Below are 19,574 nucleotides of genomic sequence, written 5' to 3'. Positions count from 1 at the left end.
GCCTTGTACAGATTCTCCCTCTTTGTGCCCCTCATCCTGTCGGGGGGAAGAGCCTGTTTCATATGCGAAGAGCGTTGCGTGCGTGGACACCCGCTCATCAACGGCGGGAGGTCGCGTTGCGCTGGTTGAGCCGTCGCTCGGTGGAGCAGAAGCCGGCAACTCCGGTTTCCTCGATGCGCAGCTTCTCCGGCCTGATGGCCGCTTACTGGCGATCGAAGAAATGGCCGGAGGCATGGGGGCTGACGTCGGTCATCATCATACTTACAGCCTTGTCGGCCTTGGCCAGTGTCTGGTTTGCAGAGGTGTCGGGCCAGCTCGTCAGCGCGATCGCTCTTCTTCACCGTCCTGACAATCCCGCGACGCTGAGGACTATCCTGGAAAGCGCCGCGACACTTGCCGCGATTGTGGTGCTCAAGGATGTAGGCTTCATCGCCGTCCGCCACTATTTCTCGACGACGCTGCACCGAAGGTGGCGTGCGTGGCTTGATCAGCGGTTCAACGATGCCCTGCTCGACAGCAACCATACGCACTATCACCTCCAACATGGCGCCACCCATGCCATACCGCCCAATATCCCGGTTCCCGACAATATTGATCAGCGTGTCCAGGAATCGATCAAGGGAATGGCCGGCGGTGCCATTGGCGTCGCCATGGGTATCGCGGGGGTGCTGCTGTCACTTGTCTTTGTTGGCCGCAAGATCGTCGAAACGTCCGCTCCGGTTGATGGGCTGCCCTTCTTCGGCGGCTATGGCAGCGCCTTCCTGACGCTTGTTGCCGTCGTTGCCTACGTCCCGATTGCAACCTTCGTCGCGACGAAGCTGGGAGGTGTGTTGCAGGTGCTGGACAACACAATGCAGAGGGCCGAGGGCAGTTACCGCGGCGCGCTGAACACGCTTCTCCACAACAGCTTTTACACTGCCGCCGCCTCGGGCGAGATTGCGCAGAAGGGCATCCACAAACGCCGCTATCTCGACATTGATCGCACCTGGGCGAGGCTCAACAAGCTGGTCTCCGGGTACATGGCTTTTGAGCTCTTCTATAATTTCCTGGGATCTCGGATTGTTGCCTACGCGCCGGGCCTGTTGCCCTATGTCGACAACGAGATCAGCCTGCAAGTCTACATCACGGGGGCCGAACTGGCGAACGCCCTGATAATTGATTGTTCCTGGTTCATCCACGTTATGCCGGACATATCGACGCTCAAGGCGAATTCAGGTCGCCTGACCGAACTTGCAAGGGCGATCGAGGATGTGCAACGGCCGCGCGAGTTCTACGCGCGCACCGGCCTTTCCGAACTGCGCTACAGCACGCAGGATCCCAAACTTGGCCTGACCCTCGACGATCTGGAACTGATGCATGAGGGCGATGATGCGCCCTTTATCAGGACCGGCGAGCACCACTTCAAGCCAGGAGAATGGACCTTGCTCGTCGGAGAGTCGGGCAGCGGCAAGTCGTCTCTGTTCAAGGCCATCAACCGCCTCTGGCCGCATGGTCGCGGCGCGACAATTCTGCCCGAGAGCGTGCGAAGTCTGTATGCCGCTCAGGATGTGAACCTACCCCCCATTTCCCTCAAAGAACTGATTTGCATGCCTGATCTAGTTGAGGCCCATTCGGATGTCGACGTCGCCGTCGCGCTGACCAAGGCAGGCCTTGCCGAATTCGCCGGCGACCTCGCGCAGGAGGGGCGCAACGGGCATAGCTGGGACCAGCTTCTTTCCGGCGGTCAGAAGCAGAAGATCATACTCGCGCGGATACTCCTGCTCCAGCCGGGTCTGCTGTTTCTGGATGAGTCGACGAGCGCCCTCGACCCCGACGCCACGGTTGCCTTCCACCAGGCGATCAAGGATGCTTGTCCGAGCGCGACGGTGATCAGCATCATGCATGATGCCACTCCTCCGATATCCGTCACCGGCAAGGGCTTCTACGACAGCGTGGTCACCATCGCAAACGGCACCACCAGAAAGGAGCCGCTCGCTGATACGAAAGGCGGTCCCGTGGGTCCGGCGCGGGTGATGCCAGTTCCCAAGGCAAAAGAGCGCGAAGATGTGCGGCCGCGGCCCAGCGGACAAGGATAGCTCTACTTTATCGGGTACGCTGCGCGCCGTTTTCGCGAGGCATCCACTGCAATGACGAGCAGGTGTACAGCGCAAGGGCCGTTACCACGGCGTCCATACCGTTGCGCGCTACTCGGTAGTCTTGCCGTCGAAATGCTCCGACGACAACTCGGCGACCGACTTCTTGCTTTGGACCAGCTGGTCGCGATGATTTGGTGGACCGTAGATGGTATAGACTTTCAGACTATTCGCACCCACATTGATCAGATTGTGAGAAGCGCCTGCGGGCACAAGGATTGCGTCGCCGCTCTTTAACTTGTGCGTGATCCCGTCGATGACAATCTCGCCCTTGCCCTTCTCGACCCGAAAGAACTGGTCGCGGGTCTTGTGCGTTTCCATCCCAATGTCCTGCCCCGGACTTAGCGACATCAGCACAAGTTGCAGATGATGGGCCGTATAGAGCACCCGCCGGAAATCTCTATTCTTTTCTGCCAAATCCTCGATGCTGACTTAGATCAACATGCCGGTCACGTCCGAAGCTGTCCGCCTTTATTCGAGTAACGATCATCGACACCTTCAAGAGGCACATCAACAGGGCGCCTCACGTCCGGCCGGCGCCCCTCAAAGCCCACCCAGCTCCCAGTGTGGCGCACGGTCACTTTCGTCACACGACGATTCACTTGCGTTTGCGCTCAAACTGGCGCGATGCTGCCCTCGGAAAAATAATCAATGGCAACCGAGATCAAGAGCGAGAAGCAGGTGCATCATTCCCCCACCACGCGCTACGCTGCGTCTGGCCATCTTCTCACCACCGTCCGACTATTGTGAAAGATCAGGTAGATCGGTCGAAACGGCTCGATTTACGAAGCTCAGCGAGCAATATCACGACCGTGCTGCTGAAATTAACACAGACTTGCTCGGCCATCGGCAACGAACACCATGCGGTTAGCTCCGCAACCAGATGATTGGTGTCTCCGTCTATCGGGGCCGAATCAAGCTGCCCCTTCTTACCCATCACAATTATCACCGTGCCGTTTGCACCATAACCGATCGCTGCCATCCTGTTAATACGAGTGTCGCCATCGACGCGAACATCGAACAGCACTGACCCGCCAGTTTCCTCCGCAACATCAACCACTCGATCGGAAAACGGCCGATTCATACCGTCTGTATTGGCGAGCGACTGCTCCAGTAAGACCAGCTCAACATACTCCGCCTTCATGCCGCGACTATGGGCGCGCAGGCGCAATCGTCCAGGATCATTTCACACAGGAATCCCAATGACCGCCACCAAACGTGCCGACGATATTGGCTTGACTAAGGACGTAGTCGAGTCTGAATTTGCAAAGCTTTTCTGCAGATGATCGGATCCCGACTGAGCCCGACCTCTATTTCGTCGCCTTCGATCTGCTGCACCTCAATGGCCACGATTGGCGCGATATGGCGCTAGAGGAGCGGTGCGAGATCCTGGCAAGCATGATCGAGCAAGGCGGACGCCAATTCAGCGAGGCACCGCCCTGCGAAGCCACGTCGATCTAACACCTCCTTTGGGTCAGCTCTTATGCCTTTCCAAATCATTCTTGCGTCGCGCTTGCATCTCGGCCAGCAAATCAGCTTCTTTGACCGTCCCTCGCTGAAAGACAGACAGCACGATAAATGCCAGTGCCTCACCGTCGACGGAACCGCGTTCCAACTGGGATTCGATGCATAACTGGTCGAACACGCACTGGCAGATCGCCAACTCTTCCGGACCAAGGAATTCGCTTTGGGGAATGCGGCTTAGCATCTCAACGCCTTACAGGGCGAGAGTGTACATCTCTCAATCAGCAATGCCCTCTAGGTAACCCGCCGACGACGCAACTGTGTACGCTTCCGACATACGGTTAGCGAGTTAATTCCTGAATAGGCCTCCTACGGCCGGGTAGCGGCTATGCCGCAGTCCGAATTGTGATGATTCATTGGACCGAGTGCCGCGAAAGGCGTAGCTTATCAGGATTGCTCAAGCCTCCTGAAAGCAGCGCGAGATGCCGGTTAGCGATGCCGAGTTCATGCATCGGGAGAATATCAAGCACTTCGAAAAGAGGCTGGAGACGGAAACAGACCCCGTAAATCGCGGTCTGCTGTTGAAACTTCTTGCCGAAGAGACGGCTTGGATGCTCCCTCACGCTGCTGCGGAAAAGACCCCTAAGGCCGGGTAAGGAGAAGGCCAGCGGATGCGGAGAGACTCAGGTATATGATCGCCATCGCCTCACAGTCTGCTTCGACTGTGAGCGCGGCAGCGTGTTCTGCCTTCGGGACAAAGTAAGGGGTACTCAAGGTCCCCCTGCAGCGCGCGGCGCCAACGTTCATCTCGACCCGGGGCGGGACGTCATTGGCGGGAAACTGAGACGTATGGCGGCGCGGGCTCATATATCGAGGTTTAGTGCGAAGGTTTGGCCGTGTGCTAATACAAGGACGGCGGGGGGGGCGCCCATGGAAGAGACCTCGTTGCCAAGATGGCGGCGACGCTGCTGAAGAGCCGTGCCATTGGCTTTTCGGTGGCTTATCGGTGCCCCGTCAGACCGATCCGAGCATCTTTGGCCGACATTCCACTCAAGCTGCACCAGAGGCCAGCGCATCGCGCATCGCCTCCGGTTCGGCCGGCCAGCAACATGTAACTCGAAGGCGCTCGCGCGGCGTGTCGGGTTTGGCGCCGGTGGACCGTAGTGTCTCGAGAAAGCGCACCCAATCGGCGCCAGAGGGGGCTTCTGGGCGTGCAAGGAGCCAGCGTATCCAATCCACCTCGGGTAATTCCTGGTGAGGACTTACATCGACCTCGGTTCGCTGGCATGTGCAGTTAAGGAGATCTGCTCCTCCTAACCGTGCCGCGTTCTTGGTTATGCGGTGCCAAACGCCCCAGGTTCCCCCCCGGTGCTTGGCAGCAGGCCAAGTTGACGCACCGCGCTGAACCCGCTTATCCTGTCGGCGAAGCCCTTTGCGCCAGTCTTGTGGCCAAACGGGGGTGACAAGCGACGTCAGGATAGCACCGGATGCAGTGGAAATCTCTGATTTCAGAATTGATGCGCGAAGCCGCAGCCGTCCAAGTCCAGCTAACTTGTGGATCTACTGTCTCCCGACCTAATTTTTATGGCTCAGCTGGTGGATAAGGTCCCGTTCGGAGAGTTCTACGAGGCAAGTCCAGACGCCGTAGTCGTCATTGACCGGACCGGACACATTCTCTTTGCCAATAGCCGGGTTGAGGCCCTGCTGGGATACAGCCCGCCGGAACTCATCGGAAAGCCCCATAGTGTGCTTATGCCAGCGCGGTACCGCGACAGTCATGCGGCTCATGTGCACCGGTTTATGCTCGAACCCACACCGCGCATGATGGGCGGGGGACTTGAGCTTTTCGCACGTCGTAAGGACGGTAGCGAGTTCAAGAGCGAGATAAGCCTTAGCCCATATCAGGCCCCAGACGGCTTGTTCGTGATCGCGGCCTTGCGGGATCGCGAGGCTTTGCATCCCGGCAAGAGCATTGTCGAATCTGAAAACGCCGCTCTGCGGGATATGCTGGGACAAGCCCGGCTCGATTCCGCTCGCCTGATGGCGCAGGCTGGGATCGAAGCCGCCGAGCACGAGGCCGCCCAGCGATTGCAACGTCTTCTGCTGGATGAGTTGCATCATCGCATGAAGAACATGCTCGCGATGGTCGTCGGAATTGCGTCGCAGACCTTGCGCACAGCCGAGACCCTGGAAGAAGGGCGACAAGCTATTTCGAGCCGTTTGGTCGCCATGGGCAGAGCGCAAGACATTTTGCTCCAAGCCAGTGAGACCGGCGCGGAACTGGCTGATGTTGTCAGCGCTGCCATCGAGCCTTTCGATCGCCACGAGATTCAACGGTTTGTTGTTCAGAATACGCCGATCGAGATCGGTCCGGGGGCGATTCTGCCCCTCACCATGTCCCTCAACGAGTTGTGCACCAACGCGGTCAAATATGGCGCACTGTCCAGCGAGACCGGACGCGTCAACATCGCCTCGACGGCCAATGAAGAGACCCAGCTATTCACGCTGACCTGGACGGAATCGGGTGGCCCAACGGTCCAGGAGCCGACCCGGCGCAGCTTTGGAACGCGTCTGCTCGGCGCTCTTGCCACTCAGCTTCACGGCGATGTCCGGGTGCGATACGAGCCGGGGGGCGTCGTTTACCGACTCGAGATTCCTCTGGCCCTTTTACGAACGTTTCGCGCCAGGTGAGACAATAGCGGCGAAGGTTCATATCCCAATGCAGCGGCGCTCGAACTTGCCGTGGCCAGCGCCATTGGATCAACGGCTTCAGAAAGGGAACAAACCGGGGGAGCAGGCGGTTACTGTCTTGCAGTGCTCGCCGCACCGTCAATTAACAGCGAGGACGCTGGGGTTTCTACCCACCCGACTTTCGTAGCGGCCTTGCCCGGAGCCAACCAAGAATGTCGGAAACACCTTCACCTTCTGAGCAACAGGACGACGCCGAAGCCGAAGTTGAAGGCTTCAAGGAAGACCTTGGGCCTTTCGTCGTCGCTGCCGAAACCACCAGAATGCCGATGGTTTTCACTGATGCCAAGCAGGCCAACAATGCAATCATCTTTGCCAACGACAGCTTCATTTCCCTCATCGGATACCAGCGCGACGAGATCTTAGGGCAAGACTTCAACTTCGTTCTGGCAAGCGCGACCGACACTGCACCGCTGGCGACGATAAAGGCCGAGTTTGAGGAAGGTTCGTGCAGGGGAGCGGAGATTTGTTGCCGTCGAAAGGATGGCAGTACGTTCTGGGCCGACGTCTTCATCAGTCCGGTGCAGGACGAGAGCGGCGACACCGTCCAGCATTTCGCCTCGTTTGTGGATCTCACACGACATAAGGAAGAGCAGGCGAGGTCGGAGACTCTGATTGATGAGTTGAACGACCGAGTCAGGAACATGCTCGCGGCGGTGCAATCGATCGTCTCTCAAGCCTTCCGAAAAAACGTCGATCCAATGGCCACCCGCGAATTCATCGCGTTACGCATTGCCGCGCTGTCTCGGTCACATGACCTTTTGGCCCATGGGAATTGGGGGAGGGCCGGGCTGCGCGACATTGTTGACAATGCATTGCAGCCGTTCAATGTCGGCGGCGACCGATCAAGGCGATATGAGGTCACTGGTGACGATATCCGCCTTCCCCCCAGGCGCGCATTGGCCCTGGGCATCGCACTTCACGAGCTCGTGCTAAACGCGGTGACCCATGGTGCGCTCTCCAACGATAGCGGATCGATCATGGTGTCGTGGACAAAAGAGCCGAAACCATCTGGCGATCGGTTGATTCTGGTTTGGCGTGAGAAGGACGGACCATCGGTGACGCCGGCCTCGAAAAAGGGCTTCGGCTCCCGGGTGGTCGAAGACGGCCTTGCCCATGAACTGGAAGCCACGGTGCACCTGCACTACCCCAAGGACGGCGTGATCTGCACAATCGACATGGCAGCACCCCGCGATGATCGTGGTGAGTAAGATCCTCACCGGTCAGCGGATTTTGGTCGTCGAGGATGAAATGCTCGTCCTTATGGGAATAGAGGACATGCTTGCCGATCTCGGTTGCGACGTCGTCATCGCGGCCGCAACAAATGAGCAAGCCATTGCCCTCATCGAGGCCCAGCACTTTGATGCCGCGCTGCTCGACCTGAACCTGAATGGCGTCAGAAGCTACCCTGTGGCGGACGTCCTAGCCGAGCGCGGCGTGCCGTTTGCGTTCGCGACGGGCTACGGTGTCGGCGGTCTCAGGGAGGGCGACCGGGAGCGACCATTGCTTGTGAAGCCCATTGCCTATGTCGCGCTGGAAGAGCTGCTTACTGGTCTGCTTTCGGCACCAAAATAACTCACATTCCGAAAAACCACCAGTGCAGCGCGTAACTGACGCGTGAATGGCACCGCTGACGTTTGAAGACATATCGCTGGCTTCGACTATGGTGTTCGTGCAGAAGCTCAGAGACAATTCTCGATCCACCAAGCGGAAGCTTTGGGCAGGTTGCGGTTTTTTCGAGGGGATCGCCAGCTTGAGGCGGCCCCAAGTGCCTAAGTCGCGGATGCCGGATTGGTATGTAGCTTGTGTGAGACGCACAGGCATTGACCGTGTCGGCTGCCGACGCCCTGCTTGCTCCCCAATCCCGTGCCCTGGCATAGGCGCGCTGCGTCTGCAGTTCGCTTGATCGAAATCAAAGACAACTGGCGCATTGCTCATAACTTTCTCAAGCAGAAGAGAAAGTTGGAGGAATGGATGATGGATAAAGACAGGGTAATCGGGTCTGCGAAGGTCGTAAAAGGGAAGATAAAGGAGGCCGTTGGCAAGGCGGTCGGTGACGCCAAGTTGGAGTCCGAGGGCAAGGCCGACAAATTCGAAGGCAAGGTCCAGAATGCCGTCGGCGGCATCAAAGACGTCATCAAGGAGAAATAAGCACTATTTCTGGCAATTCTTTAGATCGCAAATCGACAGAGGCCGCTCTTAATGAACCGTAACATACTCTATCTGGTAATCGGCGCGCTCCCGGCCGCTGTGACTGTAGTAGGTTATCAGCTCTACAGAGAGCAGCAAACCGGGATTACTGTGAGTATCGGTAAAGACGGTGCCTCCGTAGAAGGCAAGTAGCCAGTTGGTGCACGCATGGCCATTCGAACATTGAAAGGCCAGTTAATCGAGTTTGTGGGAATAAGGTGATCGTCGGCAAGGTCCGACCAAAGGCATCAAAGGAGAAGATCCTGTGTCGCTTGGAGCCATACTTATCATCTTGCTTATCATTTTCCTGCTCGGCGGATTTAGTGGCCGCTTCGGTGGATACGGCTACGGGTTCGGCCACGGCGGCATCGGTATTCTTGGCGTGATTCTGATCGTCGTCATCGTCTTGGTTCTCATGGGACGAGTTTGAGTCCGTGGCGAAAATTCCGCCCGCTTCTCAACGAATTTAATACAGGCACAGGCATACCCACTTAATCGCTCACACACACAAGGGGTAACCATCCCCTCTAGGAGAAGATCATGAACAAGATCATGTCGGGCATACTGGCCGGCGCATTGTCGGCTTCGTTCGCGGCTTCCGCCGCCTTGCCGGCCAATGCCGTGGAGATGTTCGTACCCCAGGCGCCGTCAGCTTCAAGCGACGTTCATACTGTGGAAGCCCGCAACGGCGACCCGCGGTGGATACGTCGCCACGGCAACCGAGTGCATCGCCGTGTTATACACAACGACGGCATGTACTGGAACGGCCACCGCGGCTACCGCGAGTACCATCGGGGCTATCGCCGGCACGGCGACCTTTGGTTCCCGCTTGCTGCCTTTACCGCCGGCGCACTGATCGGCAGCGCAATCGTCAACAGCGAGAACAACCGTGTCTACGGAGGCAACGCCCATGTGCAGTGGTGCTACGACCACTACAGGTCGTATCGCGCGTCGGATAATACCTTCCAGCCTTACAACGGCCCGCGTCGGCAGTGTCGTTCGCCCTACTGAAGTTCCGCCGCGTGCCATTCGTTGGGCTGGTCCTGAAGCACACGAGAGGACCAGCCTCTAACTGGCGTCCCGCCCTACGCTTTGCGCTGCTCGGCGTGGCACATGCCAGGGTCTGAACGCCAGGAGGCTCAGGTCATGCGCGATCTCGTCAGCGCCGACCGACGGCGGTACCAGCATCGTCGGCTGGACGAGATCACGCACCTTGCCTGCCATGACGAGCGCGTTGCGGTCCGAGGCGCCGCGGGTATCGAGCAGTCTGACATTCGCCCAGATATTGCTGAGTTTCGCGGCAACCCGATCCGGCATGGTGTCAAGGTCGTGGCGAGCATGGACATTCCCGATCAGCATGCCGGATGAGTTTTTGAGACGTGTCTGCGCCAGACCGAAGAATGTCTCGGCGCACAGGTGATCCGGAATGCGCCGCCCGGAATATGCGTCCAGAACGATGGCGTCGTAGCGATGACGGTCGGCGCGCAAAAAATCCCGCCCGTCGGAAGTGCAGCAGTGAACGCCCCGAGGCAACCCAAAATATTGCTGTGCGATCTGGAAAGCCTTTGGGTTGATGTCGACGATAGTGACATGCACGCCAACCCTGTCCAGCATCGTGCCCAGGCTGCCGCCGCCACAACCGATCATCAGGACGTCGGACACTTCCGCTTGCGCGAGAAGACCAAAGATTGCGTGTATATAGGGCACGACGCTGATGCCATTGGGGTCGCACTCGCTTTGATAGCAACCGCCTTGGCGATAGATGAACGAACCGGAATCCTTGGTCCGCAGAACCTCGATGTTGCCGAAATCGGTATGATATTTCGCAACCCGGATCATGACCTGGTCACCACTGTCAAATTCCTAAATCCGCCGCACAACTCGTCTCTCGAGCGGCCTTTTGCCAGGGCGTTTCGCTGCCGCCGTCATTGCAGGCCCGCTTTGCACTTGCCGAGCACCGCGGAGCGTCCAATTCCGGCTCATGTCGCGCGGGTTCCCATGGCACATGGATAGATGTGTCACGCATCATTTGTTGAATGCACCGCATTTTAATATATGCTGCAACCGGCAGGGACAATATCTCAAAGTTAACAATGAGGGATGCGACCCGTGATAACTGCTCCACAGTTGCGTGCCGCGAGGGCGCTCCTTGGCATTGACCAGCGCAGGCTGGCCGAATTGTCCGGCCTTTCGGTGCCGACAATTCAGCGCATGGAAGCCAGCGAATCGATTATCCGGGGCAACGTCGATTCCCTGATGAAGTTGATTGGAGCCCTTGACCTTTCCGGCGTCGAGCTGATCGCCGAGGGCGCTTCCAGCCAGATCGGTGGACGTGGCGTGCGGCTTAAAGCGGATTTCGACCCCGCCAAAATTCTGGGCGGTGTCGATGCGGGCACCAAATTCGCTGCGAGGAGCGTGGCGTGACTTTGGACGCCGCGGTCCTCCTATGGGGCGTTGCTTCGCTCCTGGGGACAGCGGTGCTTGCGATTGCGTTGAGCCGCACACTGGACTCGGGAACACGCCTCGTCTACGGCTTGACGCTCGGTATTTCGGCCGCCGCGCTCTTGGTTCTCGTGAGCCGCATCCTCGAAGACCCCATCACCCCGTCGACTGCCGTATTGCCGGTCGGGCTGCCCTGGATTGGAGCTCATTTCCGCCTGGATGCGCTCTCGACCTTCTTCCTCGTCGTCATCAATTTCGGCGGCGCCATGGCCAGCCTTTACGGTCTCGGCTACGGCAGCCACGAGCCCTCGCCGCACCGGGTGCTGCCGTTCTTCCCTGCCTTCCTCGCCGGAATGAATCTGGTCGTGCTCGCGGACGACGCCTTCACCTTCCTGCTTTCCTGGGAATTCATGTCGCTCTCTTCCTGGGCATTGGTCATCGTCCACCATCGCGAAAAGGACAATGCACGGGCGGGTTACATTTATCTCGTGATGGCGAGCTTCGGCACGCTCGCGCTGCTGCTTGCGTTCGGCTTGTTGTCCGGCTCGGGCGGAAACTACACGTTCGAGGCGATGCGTACCGCGGGGCCTACCCCGCTCGTCGCCACTTTCGTCCTGGCTCTCATGTTGCTGGGCGCTGGCTCCAAGGCTGGTCTGGTTCCGCTACACGTTTGGCTTCCACTCGCTCACCCGGCCGCGCCAAGCCATGTCTCGGCTCTGATGAGCGGCGTCATGACCAAGGTCGCCGTGTACGGCTTCATCCGCGTTATCTTCGACCTGCTCGGTGAACCGACATGGTGGTCGAGCGTCATCGTCCTTTTCTTCGGAGGTCTCACCGCTGTCTTGGGGATTCTTTACGCGTTGATGGAAAATGATCTCAAGCGACTGCTTGCCTACAGCACCATTGAAAACATCGGCGTCATCTTCGTAAGCCTTGGGCTCGCGCTCGCCTTCAAGGCGAATGCCATGCCATCGGCTGCAGCGCTGGCGCTTACCGCCGCGCTGTTCCACGTTCTCAACCATTCATTCTTCAAAAGCCTGCTCTTTTTTGGCGCGGGCGCCGTGCTCACGGCAACCGGCGAACGGGACATGGAGAAGCTGGGCGGTCTTATCCATCGGATGCCGCTGACCAGCTTCGTCTTTCTCGTTGGCTGCGTGGCGATCTCCTCGCTTCCGCCCTTCAACGGATTCGTCTCCGAATGGCTTGCTTTCCAGGCTGTCCTGCAGAGCCCGGATCTGCCGCAATGGGGCCTGAAGGTGATGGTGCCCGCCGTCGGCGGCCTGCTGGCGCTGTCGGCGGCGCTGGCCGCGGCCTGCTTCGTAAAGGCTTTCGGAATTACGTTTCTGGGCCGACCACGGACCTCGGCGGTGGAACACGCGCACGAAGCTGACCGCTACTCGTTGGCGGCAATGCTCATCCTTGCCGCGCTCTGTCTGCTTGCCGGCATTCTGCCGGGCTTTGTCATAGATGGCCTTTCCCCCGTGACGCTTTCGCTCATCGGCAGCCGCATGCCGGTGCAGATGGCGCAGCCTTGGCTTTCGATCGTGCCGATTGCCGAGAGCCGCAGTTCCTACAACGGCCTGCTGGTTTTTGTATTCATCGCCATTTCCGCATCCGCCGCGGCCTATGTCATCCATCGCTTCGCGTCGCACGCACTGCGTCGAGGTCCAGCCTGGGGTTGCGGCTTCGCGGACACGGTCCCAGGCTCGCAGTACACGGGCGTCAGCTTCGCACAGCCTATCCGCCGGGTCTTCGGCACATTCGTGTTCCGTGCGACCGAAAGGGTTGAAATGCCGGCACCCGGCGAAACCGGTCCGGCTCGTTTCAATCTGGAAATCCATGATGTGATCTGGGAGACGCTGTATCTGCCTATCGGCAAGGCCCTCGACTTTGCGACCGACCATCTGAACCATCTGCAGTTCCTGACGATCAGGCGCTACCTGACCCTTGTCTTTCTCTTTCTCATTGTCTTGCTCCTGGTGCTCGCACTATGGCCCTGATCCTTGAGTTGGCGGTTCAAGGCACGCAGATGATGCTGGTGCTTTTGCTGGCGCCGCTCCTGACTGGCTTCGTCCGCAAGGTGAAGGCAAGACTCTTGCGCCGCCAGGGTCCTCCTCTCGTCCAGCCCTATCGCGATCTCTTGCGGCTCATGCGCAAGGAGGTCGTTCTGGCCGACAATGCATCCTGGCTGTTTCGCGTCATACCCTATCTGATCTTTGCCGCCACCTGGGTCGCCGCTGCGCTCATCCCGACGTTCGCTACCGGCCTTAAATTCAGTTGGACCGCTGACCTCATAGCGATCGTCGCGCTGCTTGGAAGCGCACGGTTCTTCCTGGCGCTTGCGGCGATGGACGTCGGCACGAGCTTTGGCGGCATCGGCGCAAGCCGCGAGGTGATGATCGCTTCTCTGGCCGAACCCGCCATGCTCCTGATCGTTTTCAGCCTGGCACTCGTTGCCGGAGCGACACAACTGTCCACGGTCGCAGCCTTCATGGGCTCGCCACAGGTCGGCCTGCGGGTATCGCTCGGAATGTCACTGATCGCTCTTGTTATAGTGGCGATCGCAGAAAATGCCCGCGTGCCGGTGGATAACCCGGCGACGCATCTGGAACTGACCATGATCCACGAGGCGATGGTCCTGGAGTATTCCGGTCGCCATCTGGCTATGATCGATTTCGCAGCCTTCCTGAAGCTTCTGCTCTACGTCTCGCTGATTTCTTGTGTCTTCGTTCCATGGGGGCTCGCAACCGCCGGGGCCGGACCCTGGACCTATGTCCTGGGCGTCATTTTCTACATCTGCAAACTTGCCGCAAGTGGCGTTCTCCTCGCCTTGTTTGAGACGGCCATCGCCAAGATGCGTGTCTTCCGCGTCCCGGATTTCCTCGGAGCCGCGCTCATGCTGGCTCTGCTCGGCACGCTCCTGCTGTTCGTGTCACGGAGCCTCTGATGAACGGCCTCACCTTCGACATCGCTCATCTGCTCGCCGGTGGCCTGGTGCTGGTCAGCTTCATGATGCTGTATCAGGATCGCCTCTTTGCCCTGATCAACGTCTTCGCGCTTCATGCAATCGTGCTCGCCCTGTCAGTGGCCTGGCAGGCCTACATTCAGGACGCCCATCATCTCTATGTCACGGCGGCGATCGCCCTCATCTTCAAGGCGATCGTCATTCCAGTCGGGCTTCACCGCATCATTCAACGGCTCGGTATCCATCGCGACATCGAGACAGCCGTCGGGATCGGTCCGACCATGCTTGCCGGAATAGGTCTGGTGACCCTCTCCATGGTCCTGATGCTGCGGGTCACTCCCGACGCCGACCCCCTCGCCCGCGAGGATCTTGCCTTCGCGCTGTCCATCATATTGCTGGGACTTCTGGTGATGGTCACCCGTCGAAACGCCGTCAGCCAGGTTGTCGGATTCATGTCGCTCGAGAACGGCCTGGTCCTCGCCGCCACAGGGGCCAAGGGCATGCCTCTGGTCGTCGAGATCAGTGTCGCCTTCTCGATCCTCATCGCCTTCATCGTCATCGGAGTCTTCCTGTTCCGCATCCGCGAGAGGTTCGACTCAGTGGATGTCGGCGCGCTCGACGACTACAGGGGAGAACACCGTTGACCGCGTTTTCCCTCGATGCGGTGGCCGCCATTTTGCTGATACCAGTCATCGCGGCCGCGCTTCTGGCGGCGCTGCCGAATTACCGGCTGGCGGCTGGCCTCAATGTCGCCGCCAGCTTGCTGACCTTGCTCGCCGCAATGTCGCTTTTCGTCACGGATCGGCCGCTGCCCGGTCAATACCTGCTCGTCGACGATCTCAACATCGTTTTCATCGTGCTCAATGCATTTGTCGGCTTCACGACCAGCGTCTTCAGCGCCTCCTACATTGCGCACGAACTGGATACCAGACGGCTGACCGCGTCGAACCTGCGATTCTACCATGCAATGTACCAGATCATGATGTTCGGCATGAACCTGGCGTTCGTGTCGAACAACATCGGCTTGATGTGGGTGGCGGTGGAGCTTGCCACGCTGACCACCGTGCTCATGGTTGGCATCTATCGCACGCATGCAGCGCTGGAAGCCGCCTGGAAATATTTCATCCTGGGCAGCGTCGGCATCGCGCTGGCCCTGTTCGGCACCATCCTCGTCTACATGGCCGCGCAACCAGTTGTTGGCGAGGGCACGAATGCCATGGTCTGGACCGTGCTCATCGCACACGCGGCACATTTCGACCCGGCTTTGCTGAATGTCGCCTTCGTCTTCCTGCTGCTTGGCTACGGTACGAAGGTTGGCCTTGCGCCCTTGCATGCCTGGCTGCCCGACGCGCACGCGGAAGGCCCGACGCCGATTTCCGCGGTGCTGTCGGGCTTGCTGTTGAACGTCGCGCTCTATGCCGTGTTGCGTTTCAAGATGTTGCTCGCGGCAAGCCCGGAAGCGATCGCGACGGGGCCATTGATGATCACGATGGGGCTGACGTCGCTTGTTTTCGCGGCCTTCATGCTCTACCGCCGCCGCGACATCAAACGTCTGTTCGCGTATTCCTCCATCGAGCACATGGGCATCATCGTGTTCGCTTTCGGCATGGGTGGCCCGCTCGCCAACTTTGCCGGCCTGCTGCACATGGTGATGCACAGCCTGACCAAGTCGGCGATCTTCTTCACGGTCGGACACATCGCACAAATCAAGGGAACACAGAACATAACCGAGATCAGGGGGCTGACGGAGACGCATCCGGCGCTTGGCTGGGCGCTCGTCATCGGCGTCGTCGCCATTGCCGGCCTCCCTCCGTCCGGCATCTTCATGAGCGAATTCCTGGTCGTGAGTTCGACATTTGCAAGACACCCTTTTTTGGCGATGCCGTTGGTGTTCGGGATTTTGCTCGCTTTCGGCGCCCTGCTGCTTCGGTTGACCGGTGTCGCTTTCGGCGAACCGCGAGGCAGCGCTGCGCCCGCCAAGGCGTCCTATATTCCGATGTATTCCCACCTGGCGCTGGTGTTCGCCGCCGGCATCTATCTGCCGCCACCACTGGTCACATGGTTCCAGCATGTCGCCAATCTTCTGGGATGAAGCCGAAGGGAGAAAGAAGCATGCCCGCTCTGATCGACCTCATCCTTGCCGGCGAACGTGTCGACAACCATTTTCCGTGGGCCCGCGCCGTGGTGGCTCCGAAGATATGGAGCTTTGCTGTCGAACAACTTGTCGAGGGTCACTGGGGCTTGCTCGGTCTTTGGGGTGAGCCAGGTGTCGTCCACATGGCGCTTCTCGATGAAAGTGCCAGGGACATCGGCGTTGTCAGCCTGGTATGTCCGGATGGGCGCTACCCATCAGTCGGCCGACGGCATCCGCCCGCATTGCGGCTCGAACGTGCAGCCGCTGACTTGTTCGGACTCTTGCCCCAGGGCGCACCCGATACACGACGGTGGCTCGATCATGGCCAGTGGGGTGTCAGCTATCCACTGGGAACACAGCGGACGTTCTCTCCGACTGCATCCCCCTATCATTTCCTGCCTGCAGAAGGGGCTAGCCTGCACCAGATCCCGGTCGGGCCTGTGCATGCCGGCATCATCGAACCGGGGCATTTTCGATTCACAGCGAGTGGCGAAACGGTCGTCCGGCTGGAGGAGCGCCTCGGATACGCGCACAAGGGCATAGAAGGCCTGATGGCGGGGTCCGATATCGACAGCGCTGCCAAACTGGCGGGCAGGATCTCCGGTGACAGTACCGTGGCGTATTCGTTAGCTTTTGCTCGTGCGGTCGAAGCGGCGCTGGGCGTCGAGGTTCCGCCACGCGCGGTCTGGCTGCGAGCGCTCATGGCCGAACTGGAACGTCTGGCCAACCATGTGGGCGATATCGGCGCCATTTGCAACGACGCCTCCTTCTCGCTCATGCATGCCCACTGCGGGGTGCTGCGTGAGCGCGTCTTGAGGGCAAGCGATGCCGCCTTCGGCCATCGTTTGATGCGCGACCGCATCGTGCCCGGAGGGGTGGCAAGCTTCCTGAGTGATGAGGGGACGACCGCGATTTGGTCCCTGATCGCACAGATCAGGCAGCGTTTTCCCGCGTTGGTCGAACTCTACGACAATACGGCGTCGCTGCAGGATCGGACAGTCGCAACCGGCCGTCTGAGGGTGGAACTCGCTCGACAGTATCGCGCCGGAGGGTATGTCGGCCGGGCCTCGGGTCGGGACTTCGATGCGCGGCGCGGTCTCGCATACCCTCCCTACGGCGAGCTCACCTTCGATGTGCCTCTCCTTCAGGAGGGCGACGTGAACGCCCGGGTCTGGGTTCGCATCCACGAGGTCGAGCAGAGCTTGTCCCTGATCGAACAAATCCTGCGACAACTGCCAGACGGGCCGATCCGTATCGACTTTGCGCAGACAGGCGGACCATATGAAGGCATGGCGCTCGTAGAAGGTTTCCGGGGCGACATTCTGGCCTGGCTGCGCATTGGCAAGAGCGGCATTGTCGAGCGCTGTCACCTGCGTGACCCCTCATGGTTTCAATGGCCGCTTCTTGAAGCAGCGATAGAGGGAAATATCGTCGCCGACTTTCCGCTCTGCAACAAATCGTTCAACTGCTCTTATTCCGGGCACGATCTCTAAGGCATTCTGTCATGCGCAAGCACCTCTTCGAAGGCCTCGCACGGACCCCTCTCACCGAGCGTCCGCCCGAGGCGAGCCGGACGGCGATCGAGGAACTCGCCCGCGCTCTGGACGGCGCGGCCCGCAAACGGCTGGGCCGCAGCCTATCGATCCGGGCGGTAGACGCCGGTTCCTGCAATGGCTGCGAACTCGAAATGCACGCGCTGAGCAATGCCTTCTATGACGTCGAACGCTTCGGAATCCGCTTCGTCGCGTCGCCGCGCCATGCCGATGTGCTGCTTGTCACGGGCCCGGTCACAAAGAACATGCGCGAGGCACTGAAGCGTACCTATGACGCGACACCGGCCCCCAAATGGGTGGTTGCCATTGGCGACTGCGCCAAGGACGGCGGCTGTTTCGCTGGCAGCTATGCGGTCGTGGGAGGCGTATCCGAGGTGCTGCCGGTCGATCTGCACATTCCAGGCTGTCCGCCGCCACCAATCGAAATCCTGAAAGGCCTGCTCGGCTTGCTTGAGGGTGTAAATTCAAAGGCCGGTGTGCTCCCAGATTGAATCTTGATGCGGAGTTTTTTCCAGGTCCGCCTTGTCGCTGCATGCATCCAATGCGTAGGCTTGAGTTGGTGATTTTTGGAATCTTGCTAGTAGCAATCCCGCCAATCCCGCGCTCGGATCCGCATGAACAAGCGGTCGACCTGGTGGAGCAACGGTCCGGCCGTCGTTATGTCAGCCATCTGCCAGGTCCCGCGCGGTCGGTCTGGCGGCACCTGCGAATTGCTGCGTCCCGAAAGATGGCTGGACTCCTGCTGACCAAACGGACGCGCCAATTTGATCCACGTCATAGCGCGTTCAGCTGCCAAGGCGTGAAATGCGAGAAAATAGGAGGGTCGCATCGATGCTGATCCGCACGTTCTCCACTTTGGAATGCGCGAAGTTGCTGGCTGCCAATCGTGTCGGCCATCTAGCATGCGCAAAGGACGGACAGCCCTACGTCGTCTGCTTCAACTACGCCTACGCCGACAGTCACATCTACGCGTTCTCATTGCCGGGCAAGAAGATCGACTGGATGCGGGCCAACTCCCTGGTATGCGTCCAGATCGTCGAACACACCCAGGGACGCGGATGGAGAAGCGTGATTGTCGACGGCCGCTTCGAAGAACTGCCTGACCAGATCGGCCACAAGCTTCAGCGCGATCACGCATGGTCAGTGCTGAGCAAGCACGCGGACTGGTGGGAGCCCGGCGCGCTCAAGCCTGTCATGCCTCCCGTGTCAGATAGCTTGCCGCACGTTTTCTTCCGGATAGTCATAGAAGAGATGTCTGGCCGGGAAGCCAGTGAGTAGGCTGTTTCCACCCTACGCGCAGCCGTTGGCAGCCGGCGCATTCCGCAGCGCGTCCAAGCCGATCAAGCAGCTGGCGTCGGTTCCTGATCGAACTCTCTCAGCCAGTCGCCTTCGAATCCCGCCCGTTGCAGGCCGCTGCGACTATAGGAGCACGAGCGCATCAACCGCCACACGAGCCCGCTGCGCTCGTTCTTGATCATCAGGACAACCGGGCCTTCATCGAGGCCGAAGTGCGAGGGCGAGATCCACCAATCAAAGGCGCTGCCGGCCGTTCCCTGATGCGTCGGATTGAATGCCGCCTTGAAACCATAGGCTTTGGCGGCCTTGAGCCTGGCCTGGTGAATGCAGAAGCTGATCGTCGGCCGCACGATTTCCGGAGCGAACGGCAAGGACGCAGCGACTGCCCATGGAGCGAGGGTGCCATCGTCGGGACCGTAGGGAACGCCACGCGGCATAGGAGAGGAATCTACGTTCGATGCCCTTCAACTTGAGTGTGCAGGGGCCGGGGCCATCACTCGCGGTAATGCCCCAGCAATGTTTGCCGTAGCCATCAAAACCTCGCGGGTTCTCGATGGCGTAGCGGTGCTGAACCAGTGTGGCTCGCCGGCTGTTCTCGAAATAGTCGCTTCCCTTGCTGCGCATGAAGCCGTCCTGCACGCCGCGAAGAT

The 19,574-nt window shown here is 59.5% G+C and carries 20 protein-coding genes and 1 pseudogene; 16 read left to right on the top strand and 5 right to left on the bottom strand.

The genetic code is table 11. The features are described 5' to 3' along the window. The first annotated feature begins 116 nt into the window (after positions 1-116). Complete coding sequence (locus ASD99_RS01010; RefSeq protein ID WP_274533675.1) at positions 117-2,075, top strand: ABC transporter ATP-binding protein/permease; 1,959 nt, start codon at positions 117-119, stop codon at positions 2,073-2,075. Between the two features lie 108 nt (positions 2,076-2,183). Here the strand turns inward: ASD99_RS01010 and ASD99_RS01005 are convergent, their stop codons facing one another. After that, on the bottom strand, positions 2,184-2,549 hold the full coding sequence (locus ASD99_RS01005) for a cupin domain-containing protein (protein ID WP_244497570.1): 366 nt from the start codon (positions 2,547-2,549) through the stop codon (positions 2,184-2,186). Positions 2,550-2,886: 337 nt separating this feature from the next. Then, entirely contained in the window at positions 2,887-3,276 is a 390-nt protein-coding gene (locus ASD99_RS01000; protein WP_057142453.1) for a hypothetical protein, read from the bottom strand. A 119-nt stretch (positions 3,277-3,395) separates the two neighbouring features. Here ASD99_RS01000 and ASD99_RS00995 point away from each other — a divergent pair, with 119 nt between their 5' ends. Beyond that, entirely contained in the window at positions 3,396-3,593 is a 198-nt protein-coding gene (locus ASD99_RS00995) for a hypothetical protein (protein ID WP_057142452.1), read from the top strand. A gap of 13 nt (positions 3,594-3,606) precedes the next feature. Here ASD99_RS00995 and ASD99_RS00990 read toward each other — a convergent pair whose 3' ends face one another. After that, entirely contained in the window at positions 3,607-3,840 is a 234-nt protein-coding gene (locus tag ASD99_RS00990) for a hypothetical protein (protein WP_057142451.1), read from the bottom strand. A 1,340-nt stretch (positions 3,841-5,180) separates the two neighbouring features. On the opposite strand from ASD99_RS00990, the gene ASD99_RS00980 reads away from it, so the two are divergent. From ASD99_RS00980 to ASD99_RS31675, 6 genes are all read left to right on the top strand, one after another. Beyond that, positions 5,181-6,287, top strand: a complete 1,107-nt coding sequence (locus ASD99_RS00980; protein WP_057142449.1) for an HWE histidine kinase domain-containing protein — start codon at positions 5,181-5,183, stop codon at positions 6,285-6,287. A 212-nt stretch (positions 6,288-6,499) separates the two neighbouring features. Beyond that, positions 6,500-7,555, top strand: coding sequence for an HWE histidine kinase domain-containing protein (locus ASD99_RS00975; RefSeq protein WP_057142448.1), 1,056 nt, complete (start codon positions 6,500-6,502; stop codon positions 7,553-7,555). After that, the gene (locus ASD99_RS00970) at positions 7,539-7,919 is read left to right on the top strand and encodes a response regulator (protein ID WP_056593253.1); all 381 of its coding nucleotides are present in this window, start codon (positions 7,539-7,541) and stop codon (positions 7,917-7,919) included. Before ASD99_RS00975 ends, ASD99_RS00970 begins: the two co-directional genes overlap by 17 nt. Positions 7,920-8,321: 402 nt before the next feature. Beyond that, positions 8,322-8,495 carry a CsbD family protein gene (locus tag ASD99_RS00965; RefSeq protein ID WP_056593465.1) on the top strand — a complete coding sequence of 58 codons (174 nt, stop codon included), beginning with the start codon at positions 8,322-8,324 and terminating at the stop codon, positions 8,493-8,495. 304 nt (positions 8,496-8,799) lie between these two features. Continuing rightward, the gene (locus ASD99_RS31680; RefSeq protein WP_082525686.1) at positions 8,800-8,964 is read left to right on the top strand and encodes a DUF3309 family protein; all 165 of its coding nucleotides are present in this window, start codon (positions 8,800-8,802) and stop codon (positions 8,962-8,964) included. A 110-nt stretch (positions 8,965-9,074) separates the two neighbouring features. Further along, on the top strand, positions 9,075-9,545 hold the full coding sequence (locus tag ASD99_RS31675) for a BA14K family protein (RefSeq protein ID WP_082583105.1): 471 nt from the start codon (positions 9,075-9,077) through the stop codon (positions 9,543-9,545). Positions 9,546-9,602: 57 nt separating this feature from the next. Here the strand turns inward: ASD99_RS31675 and ASD99_RS00955 are convergent, their stop codons facing one another. Then, on the bottom strand, positions 9,603-10,373 hold the full coding sequence (locus ASD99_RS00955) for a spermidine synthase (RefSeq protein WP_056593239.1): 771 nt from the start codon (positions 10,371-10,373) through the stop codon (positions 9,603-9,605). 270 nt (positions 10,374-10,643) lie between these two features. Between ASD99_RS00955 and ASD99_RS00950 the strand changes: the two genes are divergently transcribed. From ASD99_RS00950 to ASD99_RS00910, 8 genes are all read left to right on the top strand, one after another. Next, positions 10,644-10,958, top strand: coding sequence for a helix-turn-helix domain-containing protein (locus ASD99_RS00950; RefSeq protein WP_056593462.1), 315 nt, complete (start codon positions 10,644-10,646; stop codon positions 10,956-10,958). Between the two features lie 2 nt (positions 10,959-10,960). Beyond that, positions 10,961-12,976, top strand: a complete 2,016-nt coding sequence (hyfB, locus tag ASD99_RS00945) for a hydrogenase 4 subunit B (RefSeq protein ID WP_057142446.1) — start codon at positions 10,961-10,963, stop codon at positions 12,974-12,976. Further along, entirely contained in the window at positions 12,967-13,923 is a 957-nt protein-coding gene (locus tag ASD99_RS00940) for a respiratory chain complex I subunit 1 family protein (RefSeq protein WP_056593232.1), read from the top strand. Before hyfB ends, ASD99_RS00940 begins: the two co-directional genes overlap by 10 nt. Then, entirely contained in the window at positions 13,923-14,585 is a 663-nt protein-coding gene (locus tag ASD99_RS00935) for a hypothetical protein (protein ID WP_056593227.1), read from the top strand. Before ASD99_RS00940 ends, ASD99_RS00935 begins: the two co-directional genes overlap by 1 nt. Next, on the top strand, positions 14,582-16,033 hold the full coding sequence (locus ASD99_RS00930) for a hydrogenase 4 subunit F (protein ID WP_056593226.1): 1,452 nt from the start codon (positions 14,582-14,584) through the stop codon (positions 16,031-16,033). The genes ASD99_RS00935 and ASD99_RS00930 overlap by 4 nt, the downstream gene beginning before the upstream one ends. A gap of 20 nt (positions 16,034-16,053) precedes the next feature. Further along, entirely contained in the window at positions 16,054-17,568 is a 1,515-nt protein-coding gene (locus ASD99_RS00925; protein ID WP_057142667.1) for a nickel-dependent hydrogenase large subunit, read from the top strand. Positions 17,569-17,579: 11 nt separating this feature from the next. Then, the gene (locus ASD99_RS00920; RefSeq protein ID WP_056593224.1) at positions 17,580-18,119 is read left to right on the top strand and encodes an NADH-quinone oxidoreductase subunit B family protein; all 540 of its coding nucleotides are present in this window, start codon (positions 17,580-17,582) and stop codon (positions 18,117-18,119) included. 340 nt (positions 18,120-18,459) lie between these two features. Further along, positions 18,460-18,906: a pyridoxamine 5'-phosphate oxidase family protein gene (locus ASD99_RS00910; RefSeq protein WP_056593223.1), complete on the top strand. Its 447-nt coding sequence runs from the start codon at positions 18,460-18,462 to the stop codon at positions 18,904-18,906. Between the two features lie 62 nt (positions 18,907-18,968). Here the strand turns inward: ASD99_RS00910 and ASD99_RS31670 are convergent. Next, positions 18,969-19,548: pseudogene (locus ASD99_RS31670) on the bottom strand (glucoamylase family protein). Positions 19,549-19,574 lie beyond the last annotated feature (26 nt).

Source organism: Mesorhizobium sp. Root695 (assembly GCF_001428185.1).
In the GTDB taxonomy this organism is placed as follows: Bacteria; Pseudomonadota; Alphaproteobacteria; order Rhizobiales; family Rhizobiaceae; genus Mesorhizobium.
This window is presented reverse-complemented; position numbering and strand designations above follow the sequence as displayed.